Annotated in this window: 16 protein-coding genes; 8 read left to right on the forward strand and 8 right to left on the reverse strand. The window is 34.7% G+C overall.

Going from position 1 to position 19,186, the window contains the following annotated elements:
- The gene (gene srmB, locus J3U57_RS05615) at positions 1 to 1,323 is read right to left on the reverse strand and encodes an ATP-dependent RNA helicase SrmB (RefSeq protein WP_267344804.1); all 1,323 of its coding nucleotides are present in this window, start codon (positions 1,321 to 1,323) and stop codon (positions 1 to 3) included.
- Between the two features lie 601 nt (positions 1,324 to 1,924).
- Between srmB and J3U57_RS05620 the strand changes: the two genes are divergently transcribed.
- The 6 genes from J3U57_RS05620 to J3U57_RS05645 all read left to right on the forward strand — a co-directional run bounded on the left by J3U57_RS05620 (position 1,925) and on the right by J3U57_RS05645 (position 7,726).
- Entirely contained in the window at positions 1,925 to 3,304 is a 1,380-nt protein-coding gene (locus J3U57_RS05620; RefSeq protein ID WP_267348215.1) for a hypothetical protein, read from the forward strand.
- Between the two features lie 17 nt (positions 3,305 to 3,321).
- Positions 3,322 to 3,663, forward strand: a complete 342-nt coding sequence (locus tag J3U57_RS05625) for a hypothetical protein (RefSeq protein ID WP_267344379.1) — start codon at positions 3,322 to 3,324, stop codon at positions 3,661 to 3,663.
- A 102-nt stretch (positions 3,664 to 3,765) separates the two neighbouring features.
- On the forward strand, positions 3,766 to 3,894 hold the full coding sequence (locus J3U57_RS05630; protein WP_267344378.1) for a hypothetical protein: 129 nt from the start codon (positions 3,766 to 3,768) through the stop codon (positions 3,892 to 3,894).
- A gap of 295 nt (positions 3,895 to 4,189) precedes the next feature.
- Positions 4,190 to 5,287 carry a tRNA (uridine(54)-C5)-methyltransferase TrmA gene (gene trmA / locus J3U57_RS05635; RefSeq protein WP_416379655.1) on the forward strand — a complete coding sequence of 366 codons (1,098 nt, stop codon included), beginning with the start codon at positions 4,190 to 4,192 and terminating at the stop codon, positions 5,285 to 5,287.
- A 362-nt stretch (positions 5,288 to 5,649) separates the two neighbouring features.
- Positions 5,650 to 6,336 (forward strand): heavy metal response regulator transcription factor, encoded by a 687-nt coding sequence (locus J3U57_RS05640; RefSeq protein WP_065635101.1) that lies wholly within the window; start codon positions 5,650 to 5,652, stop codon positions 6,334 to 6,336.
- The gene (locus J3U57_RS05645) at positions 6,323 to 7,726 is read left to right on the forward strand and encodes a heavy metal sensor histidine kinase (protein ID WP_065635100.1); all 1,404 of its coding nucleotides are present in this window, start codon (positions 6,323 to 6,325) and stop codon (positions 7,724 to 7,726) included. Before J3U57_RS05640 ends, J3U57_RS05645 begins: the two co-directional genes overlap by 14 nt.
- On the opposite strand, the gene J3U57_RS05650 is transcribed toward J3U57_RS05645, so the two are convergent.
- From J3U57_RS05650 to J3U57_RS05675, 6 genes are all read right to left on the reverse strand, one after another.
- On the reverse strand, positions 7,719 to 7,919 hold the full coding sequence (locus J3U57_RS05650; RefSeq protein ID WP_267344374.1) for a YaeP family protein: 201 nt from the start codon (positions 7,917 to 7,919) through the stop codon (positions 7,719 to 7,721). The two genes, J3U57_RS05645 and J3U57_RS05650, sit on opposite strands and share 8 nt — an antisense overlap.
- 43 nt (positions 7,920 to 7,962) lie before the next feature.
- The gene (gene rfaC / locus J3U57_RS05655) at positions 7,963 to 8,925 is read right to left on the reverse strand and encodes a lipopolysaccharide heptosyltransferase RfaC (RefSeq protein WP_267344373.1); all 963 of its coding nucleotides are present in this window, start codon (positions 8,923 to 8,925) and stop codon (positions 7,963 to 7,965) included.
- A gap of 6 nt (positions 8,926 to 8,931) precedes the next feature.
- A complete protein-coding gene (gene rfaF / locus J3U57_RS05660) occupies positions 8,932 to 9,975 on the reverse strand; it encodes an ADP-heptose--LPS heptosyltransferase RfaF (RefSeq protein ID WP_267332560.1) in 1,044 nt (347 codons plus the stop codon).
- A 10-nt stretch (positions 9,976 to 9,985) separates the two neighbouring features.
- On the reverse strand, positions 9,986 to 10,912 hold the full coding sequence (gene rfaD, locus J3U57_RS05665) for an ADP-glyceromanno-heptose 6-epimerase (RefSeq protein WP_267344372.1): 927 nt from the start codon (positions 10,910 to 10,912) through the stop codon (positions 9,986 to 9,988).
- A gap of 862 nt (positions 10,913 to 11,774) precedes the next feature.
- Positions 11,775 to 12,554, reverse strand: coding sequence for a tRNA uridine 5-oxyacetic acid(34) methyltransferase CmoM (gene cmoM / locus J3U57_RS05670; protein ID WP_267344371.1), 780 nt, complete (start codon positions 12,552 to 12,554; stop codon positions 11,775 to 11,777).
- Between the two features lie 3 nt (positions 12,555 to 12,557).
- The gene (locus J3U57_RS05675) at positions 12,558 to 13,289 is read right to left on the reverse strand and encodes a 1-acylglycerol-3-phosphate O-acyltransferase (RefSeq protein WP_323849449.1); all 732 of its coding nucleotides are present in this window, start codon (positions 13,287 to 13,289) and stop codon (positions 12,558 to 12,560) included.
- 90 nt (positions 13,290 to 13,379) lie between these two features.
- Between J3U57_RS05675 and mnmD the strand changes: the two genes are divergently transcribed.
- Positions 13,380 to 14,084, forward strand: coding sequence for a tRNA (5-methylaminomethyl-2-thiouridine)(34)-methyltransferase MnmD (mnmD, locus tag J3U57_RS05680; protein ID WP_267344370.1), 705 nt, complete (start codon positions 13,380 to 13,382; stop codon positions 14,082 to 14,084).
- Between the two features lie 202 nt (positions 14,085 to 14,286).
- A complete protein-coding gene (locus J3U57_RS05685) occupies positions 14,287 to 15,225 on the forward strand; it encodes a hypothetical protein (RefSeq protein WP_267344369.1) in 939 nt (312 codons plus the stop codon).
- 156 nt (positions 15,226 to 15,381) lie between these two features.
- Here J3U57_RS05685 and J3U57_RS05690 read toward each other — a convergent pair whose 3' ends face one another.
- The gene (locus J3U57_RS05690; RefSeq protein ID WP_267344368.1) at positions 15,382 to 19,185 is read right to left on the reverse strand and encodes a translocation/assembly module TamB domain-containing protein; all 3,804 of its coding nucleotides are present in this window, start codon (positions 19,183 to 19,185) and stop codon (positions 15,382 to 15,384) included.
- Position 19,186: the final 1 nt, after the last annotated feature.

The raw sequence follows: 19,186 nt of genomic DNA on the forward strand, positions 1-19,186 counted from the left end.
TTAACTTTGTTGTTTTTGTTCGAAATTACTTATTGATTTTTTCGGCTTCCCTTTATTTTTAGTATCACGATGGCGCAATTTTATTTTTTTATTTTTTGCATCTTGTTTTTTAGTTTCACTTTTTAATTTTGCTTTTTGTGATGGCTTTTTCTTGGTTACGCGTTTAGGGGCTTTGGTTTTCGGTCTCAATTCATCAATAGTTCTTAACTTAATCGGTTCTTGAATGTAACGTTCAATTTTTTGCAATAACTCATTATCATGAGCTTCGATTAGCATTATCGCCGTGCCTTTTTTGCCAGCACGAGCCGTACGACCAATGCGGTGTAAATAAACATCCGCTGTTTTAGGGGCGTCAAAATTAATCACATGGCTAATATCATCAATGTCAATACCGCGTGCAGCGACATCAGTCGCCACTAATACATTAACGGTATTATTGCTCATTCTTTTTATTGCTTCGTTGCGTTTGGCTTGTACCATTTCACCTTCTAAGTAACAACTATTGATGCCAGCTTGATGTAACCAAGTCACCAATTCATGCACACGTTCACGTTTACGCACAAAGATAATGGTTTTTTTCAACTCGTCTTGTTTTAATAAATGGATTAATAAAGCCACTTTATGCGTTAAATCATCGGCTCGATAATAAAATTGTAAGATCTTTTTGCGCTCTTTGCGTGAAGGATCGGCATTAATTTCGATTGGATCATTTAAGATACGGCTGGCAAAGTTATGCAATCCTTCACCTTCAAGCGTTGCCGAGAATAAAAGTGTTTGTTTACGCCAACGCGTCTCTGCCGAAATGGTTTCAACATCTTGTGAAAAGCCCATATCTAACATACGATCAGCTTCATCTAAAATTAACATTTCAACAGCGCGGCAATCAAAATTTTCTTCTTTGATATATTGTAATAATCGACCGGTTGTCGCTATCACAATATCTTGATTTTTGCTAAACACTTCAGCATGATTCATATAAGCCACACCGCCGGTTATTGTCGCAGTGCTCAGATGCGTTGATTGTGTTAGGCGCTTCGATTGTTCTGCAATTTGCATGGCAAGTTCACGAGTTGGTGTTAAAATTAAAATACGTGGTGGACCAGGTTTACGTCTAGGAAAATCGAGCAGATGTTGCACCGCTGGGATTAAAAAAGCCAATGTTTTGCCGGTACCTGTGGGTGCAGATCCTAAAATATCTTTACCCTCGAGTGCGGCAGGAATAGTTTGCGCCTGAATGGCTGTTGGTGTATGAATATTTTGTGCTTGCAGGTTTTCGATTAAGATCTCATCTAATCCTAAATCTAAAAAAGTTTGTGCGGTCATAATGATCTTTTTTATCTAAAATTTTGTTACACATTATAGCGGCAATCCCTATAACTACAATCAATAAAAGCGTAGCAATGCTTAATGGTTGAACGGAAAATAAATAATTTGCAGTCCATCAACGTGTACCTTTAAGCGTCATCAACGCCTTACAAAACTTTACGGAAAAACACATTACAAAAAAATTCATATCATTTAGTATATTATTAAATTATTATTCGATTAGCGTAATATTGTTATTGAAGTTATTTTTTTTAACAGTATATATTGTTGAATAATTTCAAAAAAATACCCGTTATACTGCTACAAGGAATGGTAAAAATATGTTAAAATATGGTCTTAATCGGGCATCGGGCATCGGGCATCGGGCATCGGGCATCGGGCATCGGGCATCGGGCATCGGGCATCGTTTTTATTAGTTAATAGTGATAGTAATTGTTATCAAGAGTTTCATTCTTTATACAAAAATCCATTTTCAAATTCATCTCTTTATTTATTCTATATCAATAAGCTTAATCATATCTCCTTATTCAAAGCGTTTTTAAGAAAGGGGATAGTAAAAACAGGTTTATACACTCTATTTTTGTCGGTGTTGTTTACAGTGGTATCGATAAAGCCGGTACATGCTTTAACGACACAAACAGCACAGGTAATAAATGGTAATAGTCCTTATATCAGTTTTGATGAGGGAAAGACAACTTCAACGACGGTATTACCACTCTTATCGTTAATATTACCGAATAATCAGGCAATATCCGTTTTGGAAGATACTTCAACTTCTTTAACTCCAATAGTAATAGATAAACCATCACCAACATTTGCTGATATCAAAACCAATTTACCTTTTACTAGTTATCCATCAATGCCGTTAGCCAATGCAATAGTAGCAAATAATTATTGGCGTGATGCAGATGGGGATAAGCTTTCTACTGTCACGGGTTATTTGAAAGCAAAGTGGGAGGATGTTGAAGGTGTCGATATAACAGACAATATTAAATCGAATCCGAATAGTGAGTTAGATGCGTGTAAATCCCCCTATAAATTAACACTTAGTGCCGATGATGGCGCGTTATTGACTAACTATGGCATACCGGATATGAGTTCATTCAAGGGCGGAAGTCATAGCTATTACATTATTCCGAATGTAAAAAAAGCGTGTTATTTAAAACCTCATTTAGTTTTTGGTAAAGGAAGTCAACCAGGAGATATATATGAAAATGGCAATTATGCTGGTCCCCCTGAGCAATGGGATCCGGATAGAGGATTTAAACCGCAAAATATTAATGATGCCACAAGTAATTTTCCAACAACCGGTTCTAATAATTTCTTTTTTATTATGCAATTGGCAGGTCTAACTGCAAATGAATTTATTGCAATAAATAGTAATACAGTCAATGCTTCATCGGGTACTGGAATTTCTTTATCACTCAGTCGCGAAGGTGATTATGCGGTACGTATTACATTGAAAGGACCTGCTATAGACTCGCCAAATAAGTCGTTTTCAGTTTCAACATTTAAACTCTATAGCGATCAAAGTAAAACTAATCTAATCTATCAATTTACCATTTGGCGTTGGTACTTAGTAAAACCAAGTACTGATAATACTTTTTTTGATGATGGTCAGGCTTTTTGTCGTACTTTGGGGGGGAATTATAAACTTCCTGAAGTGTTTGATTTAACGAATGCAAACGGTAAGGATATTGTATCTGGTGAGAGATTGGCGATGGGGTTACCTGGTCAAGGTAATGTTTATCAACGAAGAATCAGTTATTGGAATGAGCATTGGATTGGCGGGTTATTTAACGAATGGGGGATGGTAAATAATGAGTATTATACAGGCAGTAACTGGTATACCGGTGACTACGTAGTTAATCATAAAACTACGGGGGGGCTTGTATTTAATGTTCATTCTAATTATGGTGACGTTGATACCTCCTGGAGTACAACAACAAGCGCAAGAGTTGCTTGTATAACGTTTTAGAAGGTCATAAAAGGATAATGAACATTACTGAAAAATTAAAACAGAGTGAGCGTTTTGATAATATTTATTTTTATCGTGAAAGAATGTTTGTCCAGCTTTATGGTGTATCGCTTTATTTGTCGTTAAAAGAGTTAGATTTACCGTTAAATGTGCGAGTAAAACGATATAAAATGCTAGGAAATAAAGCAATTTTAAATGCGGGCATGCCATTAAAAAGTTTAATAAATTTAGATATAACTAATTTAATTGTAACCGATAGTGGCTTCAAAATTCCTAACAGTTGGTCGTTTGAACCCGTATCTTACCATGATTGGTATGAGAGAAAGCTAAAACAGTTATTATCTGAAGAAGAAAAATAGTTTGTTATATATCATGCGTAATTGATGATTTGCTAGCGATTAAGAACGTTAGCAGATCATGTAATGAGCGTGAAACAAGCAGCAGTTTAAGGAAAAGGATTAATGATAAAAATTGCCTCCAGAGAGCGTAGCGAACTGGCGCAATTTTTAGAGTGCAAAAAACATACAAAGGATTATGTATCAAAAATAGTCGATGCGATATTTAAAGAAAAATCTAATTCAAGAGTTTGAATTTAAAATGATTTATTACGGATAGATCAATCAATGCAGTTTTATATATAACAAAAATTTATATTAAATTTTAAGTAAAATGTCTAAATCCTAGGCTAATAATGTGTTTATTGTTATAACAGCCTTCATGTATATGTTATGATTAATAGGATTTTATTAAATCATACTATTACTGCTTTTAAATCGCGTTTTTAATTAATCACCTGATTGAATTATTTATGGTAGTTGATTAGTTATTCGATGATGAGCAGTATTTCTTTTATCATATTACCCTAATAGCGATGACTTAATGAAGATGACTGAATGTTTTTCCAACGATCAATATAACCGACAATTACAAAACAAAATCAATAATCTAAAAACACTTTTTAGCGATTTTGTGCTACCTGAATTGAAAGTTTATTCTTCTCCAGTAAGTCATTATCGGATGCGTGCTGAATTTAGAATATGGCATAATGGTGAAGATCTTTATCATATTATGTATGATAAAAAAACTAAGAAACGGGTTCGCATCGATAGCTTTCCTATTGCAACAAAGCTTATTAATCAAGCCATGCAAGCTGTTTTACCACTTTTACAGTACAATGAATCATTACGTCATTTACTTTTTCAAATAGACTATTTTTCCACGTTGAGTGGCCAACTATTAATTACGTTGTTATATCATAAAAAACTCGATGAAAATTGGATTGCTCAAGCAAGATTGTTAAAGCAACAATTAGCCGATCAGGGAATTAATGTCAATTTAGTGGGGCGTTCAAGTAATCAAAAAATTTCAATTGATGTTGATTATGTGGATGAAGTTTTGCCAGTGCTGGATAAAACATTTCAATATCGTCAAGTTGAAAATAGTTTTACTCAGCCTAATGCCGCAGTTAATATCAAAATGTTAGAGTGGGCAATTTCAGTGACTAAAGGTTCATCTGGCGATTTACTTGAATTTTATTGTGGTAATGGTAATTTTTCGGTTGCTTTAGCACAAAACTTTCGTAAAGTTTTAGCGACAGAAATTGCCAAAGCTTCGGTCTATTCGGCACAACATAATATTGTGGTTAATCAAATTGATAATTTAGTGATAGCCAGACTATCTGCCGAGGAGTTTACTTGCGCAATTAGAAAAGAGCGTGAATTTAATCGATTAAAAGGCATTGATCTAGACAGTTATCAGTGCCAGACCGTTTTAGTTGATCCACCACGAGGTGGATTAGACCAAGGCACTATCAATAATCTTAAAAACTACGCTACAATCATCTATATTTCATGCAATCCTTATACTTTAAAAGAAAATTTGCAACAACTTATCGCAACACATGAAATTAAACACTTAGCTATGTTTGATCAGTTCCCATATACCGATCATATAGAAATGGGCGTAGTACTACAGAAAAAATAGTTCTTTGCGTACCCAAAATGCTTTAATTTTGTTAGAATAACACATACCTTTCAAGGCAAGAATCGGTGTTTGGTTAACAGAACGCTATTTTCTTTATTATTAATAAAAAAAAACCCTAGATAAACTAGGGCTGCATTAAATTGCAAGGAATGGATGAAAGGAAATAAAACAATGAAACAATAATGTCTAGCCTCATGAATCATTGTGTGCATACTATAACAGAGACAAACAAACTAATTAGTGACATAAAAATTACAATATAGTCATTAATTTGTCATGATGTCATTTGGTTTTTTCATATATCCTATTACAGCATTATGCAATTTCGATAATCAACTAAAATAATAAAGGAAATACTCAAAATGAAATTGTTAGTTGTTGAAGATGAACATAAAACAGGCGAATACTTACGCCAAGGTTTAATTGAATCTGGTTTTATTGTTGATTTAACCGATAATGGTTTAGATGGTTATCATCGTGCTATGACCGAAGATTATGACTTAATCATACTTGATGTGATGTTACCCGATATCGTTGGTTGGAAAATTGTCCAATCTTTACGTGAGGCAGGCAAAGATACACAAATTATTTTGCTTACCGCAATGGGTAGTGTTGATGATAAAGTTAAAGGTCTTAATTTAGGTGCTGATGATTACTTAGTTAAGCCATTTTCGTTTGCTGAACTTTTGGCGAGGGTCAAATCATTATTAAGACGTAATGTTCCCCAAGTTAACAATTATCAACTTACCATTGCTGATTTGGTGATGGACTTACCTAAGCGCACAGTTACGCGAGCGGATAAAAGAATCGAATTAACTAATAAAGAATTTTTATTACTGGAGTATTTTTTACGTTATCCTGGCGAGGTTTTACCTCGATCGCTTATTGCTTCACAAGTGTGGGATATGAATTTTGATAGTGACACCAACGTGATAGATGTGGCAATTAGGCGATTACGAAATAAAATCGATGCTGGGTTTGAACCCAAATTAATACATACTGTGCGTGGAATGGGATATAAATTAGATGTATTGGATGAAGCGGATTAAAATTATCTCATTTCGTTTGCCCTTAATTGTGTGCTTACTGACATGTGGGTTACTTTATTGTTTTAGTTATTTGATCGAACGTTCATTTGAAAAATTTTCGATTCAACAAAATGTCACTGAATTGAATTCGGTAATTTCTTCTATTGAACGAGAGCTTACTTATTATTCTCCTGATGATAATCGTGATGAGTTTTTTCAAAATTTATTATTAATTTTGACAGGTCATCATCATCTGTTTGTCTATATTATTGATGATTCTGGTAAAATATTATATCGGACACGTGGTCCTAATTTAATGCTTGCTCTAAAACCAGATGAATTTGAAAAGATAGTCACTGAGCATACGACAGCAATATCCAATATGGATAAATCATCTTATCGAATCGCCGCTTCACGCGTTATGGTTGAACCACATAATCAATATACGACTATTGTAGCTGTTGGTCGTGATTTACAATTAGAATTTATTAATCGATTAAGAAATGGGCTTGGTTTACTTATTGCAATCTCATGTGTGCTTGCGCTAATTGGATCAATCATTTCGATATATTACACTCAAAAGCCGATTAATCGCTTAATTAAGAAAATTGAGCGTATTAATATGAAAAGCCTTAATTATCGAATTTCAACCTCGACTGTTCCTATCAAATACGTCAGCCTTGTACGCGCATTTAACAATATGCTTAGTCGAATGGAAGATGTTTTTCTTCGTCAGCGTAATTTTACTGCTGATATTGCGCATGAAATGCGAACACCCATTACTAACTTAACTACGCAAACTCAAATCGTGTTAAATAATGCTCGATCAACTGAAGAATACCGAGAAATTTTATATTCTAACTTAGAAGAGTATGAAAGAATGTCATTAATGATATCGGATATGCTGTTCTTAGCTCAGGCTGATAATCGTCAATTAGTGCCAAATTTAATCGATATTGACTTACATAATATGCTCAGCTTAATGTGTGAATATTTTGAACCCCTTACTGATGAAAAGAATATTGCTTTTAATCTGGAAGGTAATTGTGCGCATATTCAAGGTGATAAAATGATGCTAGCTAGAGCAATAAGTAATATTTTATCCAATGCTATTCGTTATACGCCTGAAAATCAAATTATCAGAATTGTTTTAAGTCAAGTCACCGATAAACGTGTAAAGATCATCATTTCTAATCCAGGTAAGAAAATTGATAGCCGGCATTTACCTCATCTTTTTGACCGGTTTTATCGTGTAGATGAATCTCGTCATCGTAATGGAAATGATGCTTCTGGAGCGGGTATTGGATTAGCAATTGTAAAATCAATAATTGAAACGCATAAAGGCTCTATTTATGTCGAGTCTGATGAACAATCTACACGGTTTATTATCAATTTACCCACTGCTATGTGATATTAAAGTCGCTAATTAGTAAATTTGCGGCTGCGTAAGCCGCTTTATCTCTTAACTCTTTAGGGACAAGTTGGTTGCTGGCTACTTCATCAAGTGCTTGCATAACAGCACTTAGCGCATCTTCAATGTAACCAAGTTCATTACTGCCAATTTGTGCATATTTTTCACGAATTAATTCACAATAATTATTCATTAATTTTATCCCTTTTTAGTTAAGCAATGATGGATTGACTCATTTATAACAAATCAGTCAATTTTTGGTAAACGTGCTGTGCAGTGATTGTTTTCATGCTTTTTTCTGGCGAAATAATACTGTATTGATTTTTGCCATAACCACCAATTAACTTAGGATCAGTTTGACCAAATAGCGTAATATTTGGTCTATCTATCGCTGCTGTTAGATGACTCAATCCGGTATCAACCGAAACAACCGCTTTAGCACCTGCAATAATGGTCGCAATATCATTTAATGAGAGTTTTGGTAACACTTCAACATGGTTAAAACCTTGCGCAAGGCGAATTGCTCGTTGTTGTTCATGTGGTGCCCCCCAGGGTAATTTAATTTTTAAACCTGTTGGCTCAATTTGTTTGATTAATTCTCGCCATTGCTCCTCACTCCAATGTTTTTCATCCCGCGTTGTAGCATGTAAAAAAATAAGGTATTGTCCTGCATCACTCGGTAAAGTACTTAGAAAGTGGCGAGCAATAGCATAATCGCCAGTGAGGGTTGGAGTAGGGTAATTAAGGCTTTGGGCAAATAACATTCTAACACGTTCAATTGCATGCATTTGCTTGGGTATGTGGTGCTTTATATCGTAAAACCAACTCGCTATGGGCTCCTTGATGCTTTGACGGTCTAAGCCATGTTTAATGCCTTTAGCCTTGCGTGTAATCAAAAACGCACTTTTAATAAGCCCTTGTGCATCGATAATTGCATCATATTGCTTCTGTTGAAGTTGCTCAATAAAAGCGTGACGTTCTTGCCGTATTGGTTTTGCAAACCAATTTTTGCGCCAACGTCGGATTGCCACTGGTATAACTGTATCTACCGCAAAATGCCAACTGGGAATTTGGGCAAAGTTCTCTTCTACCACCCAGTCAAAAGTAACATCAGTTAAGCAATTTGCTGCATCAGTTAGTGCAGGTAGTGTATGCAGCACATCCCCCATCGAAGAGGTTTTAACAACAAGTACACGCATGATTAGTTACTCTTTTTCACAACGTACGATGAGATTCATTAACGTTTCGAACACTTGAGCGGGTTTTATATCGATCAAACTTTGGTGATACCCTTGATCGCCATCGCCTTTACGTACTTTGTGATATCCGGTGATTAATCGAATAATTTCTGCTCTGTTGGATAAAGGTGGCGTAAAATCAGGACTACTTGGCCCATAAAGCGCCACTAAAGGCCGATCTAATGCGGCAGCAACATGCATTAAACCAGAATCATTAGTAACAATTGCTTTACAGCCTGCAATTAAATTAATTGCTTGCTCAAGCTGTGTTTCGCCAGCAAGATTAATACATTGATCACTATGCGTCATTTTGGCCATAATTTGATTTCCAACTTCCCGATCGTTTGCCGAACCAAATATTAAAATTTTAGCATGTTGGCTTACAATCATATCGGCTAGTGCTGCATAATGGTAATCGGGCCATCGTTTAGCCGGTCCAAATTCAGCGCCAGGACAAAAACCAATTAAAGGTTCATCGTTTGCAATATTGAACAGGGTTAAAGTATTGGTTATATCCTCCTGACTAACCTCTAATTTTGGCCACAATAATGGTTTAGGCAGATCTTGTGCTGAATGAATTTGTTGTTTAGGATAAGCAAGTGCAACATAACGTTCGACCATTTGTGGAAACGCTGGTTTATCTAATTTGCGCAAGTCATTTAATAATCCATAACGCATTTCACCTTTCCAACCTGTTCGTTTAGGAATTTTGGCGAAAAAAGGAATTAATGCTGATTTAAGCGAATTAGGCAAAATAAAAGCTTGTTCATAATTGTTATTACGTAGCTCTTTACCTAAATGATAACGTTGCATAAGATTAAATTCACCATGACCTAAAGGCATTGCAATCGATTGATTTACTTCTGGCATTTTATTCAGTAATGCTCGACACCAAGCGGGTGCCATGACATCGATTTCAACGCTAGGATCAAGTTGTTTTAAAGTTCGATATAGGCTTTGTGACATCATCATATCACCCACCCAAGACGGGCCAATTATCAACGTTTTCATTTGACTTCCTTTATTGCTCATTAAGCCATTGCATATATTCAGTTGTCCCTTCACTTACTGTTTTAAAATCAATTGGACAACCCGTTTTTCTAAACTTAGTTAAATCTGCTTGTGTAAAACGTTGATAACGTCCTTTTAGGTGATCAGGAAATGGAATGTAATCAATTTCCTCTTTTTTGTGATAACTTAATACCGCATCTGCGACAGCTTGGAATGACTCGGCGCGGCCTGTACCACAATTGTAAATCCCAGAGATATTATTTTTCCAAAACCATAAATTGACATCAACTACATCGCCAACATAAATAAAGTCGCGTTTAAAATTATCACTGCCAACAAATAATTTCGGTTTTTCACCTTTATGGATTTGTTCGTTCAAGTGAAAAGCAACGCTAGCCATACTGCCTTTATGATTTTCGCGTGGTCCGTAAACATTAAAATAGCGAAAACCACACACTTGTGAAGTTGCATCAGGTAGGATTTTTCTTACATATTGATCAAAAAGAAACTTAGAATATCCATAGACGTTTAACGGTTTTTCATAACAGCGATCTTCAATAAAGTTATCACTACGTCCACCATAAGTTGCCGCAGATGATGCATATAAAAAAGGAATATTGAAATCTAAACAGTAATGTAACAAATCTTTCGAATAATCATAGTTGTTTTCCATCATAAACTTGCCATCCCATTCTGTTGTTGATGAACAAGCACCTTGATGGAAGATCGCTTCAATATTGAGCTGTTCTCCCGCAATGATAGCTGAAATGAATTCATCTTTATCCATATAGTCAGCAATATCTAAATCGACTAAATTTGCGAATTTAGTTCCATCGGTTAAATCGTCGACAACTAAAATATCTTGATATCCTTGATTATTTAATCCTTTAACAATATTGCTTCCTATAAACCCAGCGCCACCCGTTACTACGATCATAATCATTTTCCTTAACTAATCTATTTAATCTACTTATGATACCGATTTATGCAAAAATTTTCGAGTAATCATTTAAGTTAAAGTCATCATTGAGCATTAGTAACTAAATTGTACAGAACAATTGACCACTTAACTAACTAAATGGGGTAATTTATACTCGATATTAGAAATATCAAGTATTTCTACTTGTTTTGCTGATCATTAAGTACTAGCAAAGCGGTAATTTGATTTGTTCTATAGTGTTTTGTCAGTGCTATGACGGCATTAGTATATTGGTTATTATTGATAATGCAGTCAGTTAATATGCCACTTTAAACGTATTTATGGCGTAAATCAGAGATAACCGTTGAGCCATTTTCAAATAACATCATAATTAATAATACCAACAAAAGAATTTGTTGTATCAATAACGGTTAAAGCGCTAATCCCAGCTTTTGTCAAAGCAAACATTGCCTGCCTATAAAAGCGTTGTATTATTTTTAATATCGATTTTTTATGAATGTCGATTCAGCAACTGTTTAAGCGTTGTTAACCAAACTTGTTCAACGTTGCCACCAAAATGATAACAAGTAGAATGTTTTTGCGTAAATTTTTTAGTTTTTTGACTATCATTGCTAAAGCCTTTAATTAAGGCTAATTATCGTGCAATCTTGATTGTTTGTGTAAAATTTATAGAGTACGCTTGTTGGCTAATTAACTGCTGATTAGATGAGTCGAAGTAAAAGAACAAATTGAAATTTCGAAAGCAATACCAATTGTTGTTAGGCAGTGCGGACAGAACCTTTATTAATTGTAAAGGCATAATGCTACTTATTTTAGAAGATGAATATAGCCTGATAGAAGGCTATATTTTATCTATAACTTATTGGTCATTGTTTAATTTTGCACTTATCAAAATGTATCTAGCTAAACTCAGATAAGGTTCAGTTTGGCAATACTGTTTTTCTAACTCAAGTAATTGATCAAAATGACTTTCAGCTTTGGATTTATTGTTTAAGTAATCATGAAAAACTCGAATTCCTGTTTTATTGGTAATAACAAAGCCAAGGTGAGTTAACCAAGTGTAGACATCATGAGGTTTTCTTGGATAATCGGGTGAGAGCGTCTTTTTTTTACGTTTACGAAGACCTGCTTGGGTGTAACCAAAATTGCCTAGTGTGACCGTTTTAAATAGTAATGCATCAAGGTTATAAAACATCAAAGATAGATAACCCTCAGGTTTTAAGTATTTTTTTAAAGATGCTATGACCTCAACAGGGTCTGCCACCCATTCTAAAACAGCATGACAAATGACGAGATCAAATTGTTCATGAACATAATTACTGAGCTGTTGAATTGAGCTATGGATGAAATTCAACGTAAGGTTTTCAGTTTGGGCTTTTTGTTTGGCTAAAGCTAACATGTGCTCAGAAATATCACAAAGCGTGACTTGGTGTCCCATTTGGGCTAATCGACAAGCAATTTGCCCTTGTCCACCACCTGCATCAAGAATTCTTAATGATTGATTGGCAGGGTAACATGTTAAGATTTTAACTAGCTCTTGCCAAACAATCGCTTCACGAATTTTTCCTTTTGTTGTGCCATAAATGTTTTGTGCAAACTTATCGCTGATATCATCAAAGTTACGGTCTTGTTTAGTCATAAATTATTTTTGATTATCTTGTTGCTTGGCTTGCATATTGATTTGTTCGATTTTGTCACTCATCAATTGATGGCACTGTTCCATTAAAGTGCGAGCATCCTCTTTTCGTAGGTTTTTCGTTTCGATCGGTGCAAGCATCTCAACAATCATATGGCCGTTGTTTAAACGATTTAATTTAATCGAATTGGTATCAGAAACACAAATAGGCACAATTGGCACACCGGCGGCAATCGCAGCTTTAAATGCACCGGTTTTAAATGGCAGTAAGCCACGACCTTGACTACGGGTACCTTCAGGAAACATCCAAATTGAGATGCCTTGTTTTTTTATTTCATCAACAACTAATGCAATCGTATCATGCGCTTTAGTTTTATTATTGCGATCAATTAGAATATTACCGGTGAGATAATAGAGCTGACCAAAAAAAGGAATCCAAGCAAGACTCTTTTTACCAACTGTAACTGTTTTAGGTTGAAAAATATCGGCTGCAACAATCATATCAAAATTATTTTGGTGGTTGGCGATATAGACGCAACTACCTATTTTTTCGATATCAGGATATTTACGTGTATCAATTTTTAGCCCTAAGATTGGTTTAAAAAAGAAGCTAAAAAGATGAGCGAATCGAGCAATATTTTTTGGATTACGTGGATTAAATAGACAAAAAACTATGCCTAAGACACAAATAATAATCCCTATAACTATTACACTAATTAAGCGAAAAAGAAAAACCATAATTTACCTCATAAGTTTAATGCGCGTATTATATACTTAATCTAGGCTAATATACAGTTAGCTTGTCTGTTTCACACATTAAGGGTATTTATGCAAAAATCGACAATTATTTGGGACAATAATACAGCAATTTCTGGTTATTTTGATGATGTATATTTCAATACTGATGGTGCGGTTGCTGAAACAACATATGTATTTATTGAAGGCAATGAGCTTAATTTGCGATTTTTACAACACAATCATCACACATTTATTGTCGGTGAAACCGGTTTTGGTTCAGGACTGAGTTTTTTAGTTTTATGGCATCATTTTTTACAATTCAAAAAGCACAACCCCGATCACCCACTAAAAAAATTGCAATTTTTTAGTGTCGAAAAATATCCATTATCGATGGATGAAATGAAAAAAATACACAATAGTGTCATTGCAAAAGATCATCCTATAGCGCCATTAGCAAAAAAATTGCGCGAGCATTTGAGTCAATCGACGTTATTAAGTCAAGATGTCAATTTATCGGTTTGTTATGATGATGTTGCACAATTTGCAACATTTTTAACTAAACAACATATTTTAATTGATGCATGGTTTTTTGATGGTTTTTCACCGGCTAAAAATCCCGACATGTGGTCTGAATCCTTGTTTAAGGCTTGCTATAAGCTAACTCGCTCAGGTGGACGTTTTGCAACGTTTACCGCAGCGGGTTTTGTGCGCCGTAATTTACTGAGTGCTGGCTTTGTTGTTAATAAGCAAAAAGGATTTGGGGTAAAGCGAGAAATGCTAATTGGCTATAAATGATAAGTTATGCTAAGTAGATAAAATTGTCATAATCATTTATTATCAATCATCTTGTAATTAATAAGATAAGTCAATACGGTAACGAATAATTCAACAATTTACTAAAATTTATAAACTCATTGATATAATATCTTGAAATATAAGAATAGATTATTTTTTAATAACATAAGGAAAGTACAACTTAAGTTGAACAGGAGAAAACATGAAAACTTTTAAACTATTACCACTGGTGTTAATAGGCGCTATGGCTTTAGCTGGTTGTGAAGAAAAAAATGAAGAATATTTTCTAAAAAATATTGATGCAGCAACCGAAAAACTTGAACAATGCACCCAAGATTTTAAAAAAGCTTTTATGGCAAAAGATAAAAATGCTGCTGAAAAAGTCAGTAATAATCCAGAGTGTTTGGCGGCAGAAAGTGCTATTAAAAAAGACAAACAATTAAAAGATGAACAAGAGAAACAGCGTAAAGAAGCTGAGCAAAAACAAGCCATTGATTCCGCAATGGCAGATATTCAAAAACAAGTTAATGGCTTGGCATGGACTGACGTTATTGATGAGTATTTAAAGATTGATGAATGTAAAAAAGCTTTATTTTCAAGTACAAGCGGTAATCCTAAATGTGTTGCATGGGAAACTATTTTTAAAGAAAAAGTTGATGAAGGTAAAAAAGAGTTAAAACAATTATCCTTTGATCAACTTAAAACTAAAATGACATCATTATGTAAGTTAGATAAACGAACTATTTCTAATTGTAGTATCGCGCAAGAAGCATTACAAGAAAAAGCAACTGAAGAATTAGCTAACGACGATCTGCAAACAATTAAAGCTAAAGAGCCCATTTATTGTGCTGACGATTTAAAACTTTTAGCGGTGTGTAGAGTTGCTTGGAATAACGCTTGGCAAAATCAACATAACAAGCTTGTCAAGTTTTATACTCAAAACAATACAGAATTTGTGACTACTTATAATGCTTGCATCGATAAACTAGAACAAGTTAAGGCTGAAAATTCAGATTTTTTAAAAGGAATTCAATTAGAAGAAACAATTAGACAAACCTATCCATGCCGTCAAGTAAAAGATGCTTACATCGAAAGAGGTATTGGATATGCGCCTTTCGAAGACGGAAAATTAGAACAATAATCGCCTTAATGCCCCCCTGCTTAGCATGGGGTCTGCTCGCTTTTACTCATTAGCAACATTGCAGTAAAATACAATCAATCCACGCTTTCATAAACACTGACTTTCGCTTATTAATTAATAGTATTATTAACTTAACATTATTTTTATTAGTTAATTCTAAAATTCGAACTGATAAATGAGATCGAGTGCTTGGGCAAGTCCTGATGTAGCCTCTAAGTAGAGACTTGGCATTAATCTATAACGTAAAGTAAAAGTGGCTAGCGAATCAAAAATACCAACACCATATTTAAGCTGTAAGTTAGGTAAAATATAGCCACTTACAACTACTTTAGAGCTATTACCTGCCCCTTGTGTATCTAAAGTCAAATTTTTGATGCCAAAAACATTCCCTATATCACCAATATATTTCCCTGTTTTCGATGTACCAATCCCCACTAATAGCGCTGTCATCATATCGTTGTCACTTTGATCAGTACTGTCAAGCCCTTGACCTCGCACTAAGTATGACAAAGCTTCTTGCTGTGACATTGCCGGATCTGAAAACACTTCGATTTTCGGATCTTCTGACGAGCCAGTAACACGAATGCCAGCCGTAATTTTATTATTGTCCATTGAATCCGGATTACGGATGGCTTCAACATCAAGCATAGCGTGGTCGGTTGGTCCAGAAAAGGTAATGACACCTTTTCGAATGATTAAATCTTGCCCATAAGCATGGAATCGACCGTTTGGAATATGAATTTCACCGTGCAAATCCAATCCTTTATTTGTTTGAGTAGCGATTAAATTACCTTTTAATGAAGCATTTAGACCAAAGGCATCAACGGTAACATCATCACCAATTTCGATATCTAGGTGACTATTGATTTTCATTCCAAATTTTTGTGGCTCGATCTGATGACGATTTTTATCCAGCATGACCTCGTCAGACGATACATCCACGCTCGATGGTGGCAGTGAATCAACGGTAATTTTACCTTTTGGAATACTGACTTTACCTAATAACGTTAATTCATCTTGAGAGGCATTAATTTTAATATCAGGCACAACATTCATCACAATCATTGGTGGCACTGTGACTTGCATTGCTGCGCCATTGACAGTGATTTCAGCTTGCCATTTATTTAAATTCAGCCAACTAGCATGACCATTAATATTGATATTACCGGCTTGTGTCGTTAAAATTCCTTTTAATGTTGATGATTTACCATTTAATTTTATATCTACCATAGCGGAATTAATATCAACAGGTAGCTGATTAGATTTGATTTCACTTTGTTTTAGGTTAATGTCACCCGTTAAAGACGGATCGATAAGCGAACCGGAAAATTTTACGGCACCATTAATTGCGCCTTTAGCATATTCATTTTTATCCAATAATGGGTTGAGTATAGCTAATGCCAAATTATCAATAATTAATTGGCCACCTAGTTTTTTCTGATTAATTGGATCATCAATTATCAAATTACCTCTTACTTTACCTAGTTGCTTTAAACTAAAACGCCAATCTAATTTTGCTTGTTGTTCATTAAATTCAGCATTAATGTTAAATAAATCAAAAGGGATGGGTAAAGTTTGACTACCTATATTTTGCTGTACATAAACTTTATTACTATTTATGTTGGCTTTGATGGATGGAATTTTGTTATTGTCATTGAACTTAATATCGACTCTTCCATCTAAACTTCCGGTAATTTTAGTATCCCCTTCATTGGGTATCGGTAATTTAGCCAAATCAATGTCTTTAAGGGAAATTGTGCTTGAGCTATTGGCTGATATTGATAATGGTTTGTCTAAACATAGGTTAGAATAATTATTACGCCAACAATGCGCCCCGATTGTTGGGATCTGATTGGTGACATCATAAGATAATGATATCGGTTTGGTTAACTGCCAGTGGTTATTATTATCTAAATTTAACAGTGCATTAGCAATATTTCCGGTCCATTTAGTATGATCTTTATCAATTTGACCTGTTAAGGTTGTCTTTAACGATGCTGGAAGTCCATCAAGCGCCAGCGTTAATGTATGTTTCTTTTCGTTACCTGTCAGTTCGATATTGGCTTTTTTTATTGTTTCGCTTGCTAATTGGATATTATCACCAATTAGTTTCAGTTGACCACTTAACTGATTTTGATATTGAATTTTTCCGGCTAAGTTTGCTTTAGCAATGGACATATTGCCTAAACTTAATGCAGTGACAGTCAAATTCGAGTCAACAATGGGATTTGCATTTGTTCCATTCATTCTGATATTACCAACAATTGCCCCTTGTATATCATCGAACAGTAATCCTAACGACGCTAAATTCAGTTTGGCATTTAAATTCGCTTTTTGGGTTGAACCATCAACACTAATTTGATTTTTCCCCCACATAATAGCGAGATTATTTGCCGATAAAGACTGATTCGAATCAACAAACATATTACCATTAGCTGCAAAATCAGCTTGTTTTATTTTACCTTTGAGTTGTAGATCGGTAATATTCACTTGCCAATTATCACCTTCTAAGCTTCCACTTGTTTTAAGTTGACCATTTAATAAAATCGGATAATCAGGGAGTTCTTTGGTAATGTCGACATGATCAAGCTTAATATTAGTATCCCATTGCAACGCTTTTAGCCAACTAATGTGACCAGCAAGGTCTATGTTGCCTTGCGGTAATTTAATTCTGCTATGATCTAAAGTTGCATCTTGATTTGTACCTTTACCGGCCACATCGAATGTGGTTGCGGGAATATTTTCGCCGGCTACCGATCCTTTTGCTGTTAAATCATACTGCTGAACGTTACCGCCCAGCGTTAAATTAAAATCGTTAAGTTGATATTGGGCTGTCCCTTCAATTGGCCATTGAATGTGTTTACCATTAAGTTTGGTCATTACTGGTAAATATTTTTCGATAAAATTGATATGGCCATCAAGATCAAATTGGTTTAGCCCATCTAAGCGAGTGTGAGTGTATAATTCACCCAGTAATTTTCCAGAAAATTGACCATTAAAATGATTTTGCTCGGTATCAGCTTTGACTAAGGCAACAATTGGCCAATCATTACCGAGAGTAATTTCACCCAATACTAAGGCGTGACCATTAGCATAAGGGGTTTTAATCTCTGTATCTACTTTTTTTACAACAATGTGATTGTTTACCATATCGGTATTTATTGTGACCTGATTGAAGTGATAATCTTCACCTCCAATATGTAACAACCAATCATTTCCAGATAAACTCGTTACATTAATATCTAAAGGAATACTAACTTGAGGTAATGAACTTATTAGCGGTTGATTAAATAATTGATTAATCTGTTCATTAATAGCTAAACTGGTTTCATTTTTTTGCGCTGGCATCGGGGTTGAAGGTGTATCAGCAAATATCGCATAAAGTCCCATTGCAGTAGTAGGGTAAACATAAATTTTTTCATTGACCCACGTTGCTTTACCATTAAAGCTTGATAGACCAAATTGCATATCATCAACACTCACTTTGACATTATTGAGTTGAGTGGATTGTAATTTGATAGGTAAGGGGGTTTTTATTGTAAAACGCGAGGTATTATCAACCACTTCGTCAGGTGAGCTTTCAATTTCTTGCGTATTAACATTAACATTGACTCCATCAGCATTAAAATGTTTTAAACACACTACTGTTTGAATCAGGCATGAACCTGAAAGTTCAAGTGATGCATCATCAACTGACACATTAACACCAGTCAAATTAAGAGAAAGCCCTTTGATATGTAAATTATGAAAAGTGCCGTCTACCTGTTCGATTTTTAATTCAGGCAAAAATTTATTTAGCGCAAACATTGTCAATTTTACGCCTAAACTGGTGTAAATCATGACAATGACAAATGTTATCAAGAAGATAAAAATAGACAATATGACAACACTACGCTTTTTCCATTTATGTCGGTTATGCGAGGCTTTAGATTGATTCGAATTAATAGAATTTTCTGCCATA

This window comes from Gilliamella sp. B3464 (assembly GCF_026536145.1).
Lineage (GTDB): Bacteria > Pseudomonadota > Gammaproteobacteria > Enterobacterales > Orbaceae > Gilliamella.